General features: G+C 68.9%; 1 protein-coding gene. It reads right to left on the bottom strand.

Annotated elements, in window-relative coordinates:
• Positions 1-866, bottom strand: an 866-nt coding sequence (locus IQ279_RS27550; protein WP_206352046.1) for an IS630 family transposase, incomplete at both ends; no start/stop codon positions are given.

The following is an 866-nucleotide window of genomic DNA, read 5'->3' as shown; positions in this document are numbered from 1 at the left end:
TCGTCTGCGGTCTTGGTCCACACGAACGGCTTGGGGTTCTTGTTCCACTCGTTGATCCAGCCGCGGATGTCGCGTTCGAGTTCGACGACGCTGCGGTGGGCCGAGCGGCGGAGTTTGCGGCAGGTCAGCTCGGCGAACCAGCGCTCGACGAGGTTGAGCCAGGAGGCGGAGGTGGGGGTGAAGTGCAGGTGGAAGCGGGGGTGTCGCAGCAGCCACTTCCTGACCGCCTCGGTCTTGTGGGTGGCGTAGTTGTCCAGGACCAGGTGCAGGTCCAACTCCTTGGGGACGGCGGCGTCGATGGTCTTCAGGAAACGGAGGAACTCCTGGTGGCGGTGGCGTCGGTAGTGCTGGGCGATGACCGAGCCGGAGGCGATGTCCAGGGCGGCGAACAGGCTGGTGGTGCCGTGCCGGACGTAGTCGTGCGTCATCCGCGCCGGAACCGTCGGCGACAGGGGCAGCACCGGCTGGGTGCGGTCCAGGGCCTGGATCTGGCTCTTCTCGTCCACCGCCAGGACCAGGGCGTTCTCCGGCGGGGCCAGGTAGATGCCCACCACGTCACGGACCTTGGTCACGAACTGCGGGTCGGTGGACAGCTTCCAGGTCCGCACGATGTGCGGCTTGAGGCCGAACGCCCGCCAGATCCGGGAGACGGCCGACTGCGACATGCCCGCGGCCTGGGCCATCGACCGCGTCGACCAGTGCGAATCCCCCGACGGGGGTGCCTGGTCCAGGGTCCGGGCGACCAGGGACTCGACCTGCTCGTCGGTGATCCGGCGCGGGGCACCGGAGCGCGGAGCGTCGACCAGCCCCTCAAGACGGTCCGCGGTGAACCGGGACCGCCACTTGCGCACCGTCTCCCGCGAGAT

Source organism: Streptomyces verrucosisporus, from assembly GCF_017114865.1.
Taxonomy (GTDB): Bacteria; Actinomycetota; Actinomycetes; order Streptomycetales; family Streptomycetaceae; genus Streptomyces; species Streptomyces fenghuangensis.
Note: the sequence above shows the minus strand (reverse complement) of the source record. Positions and strands in the feature narration are given on the sequence as shown.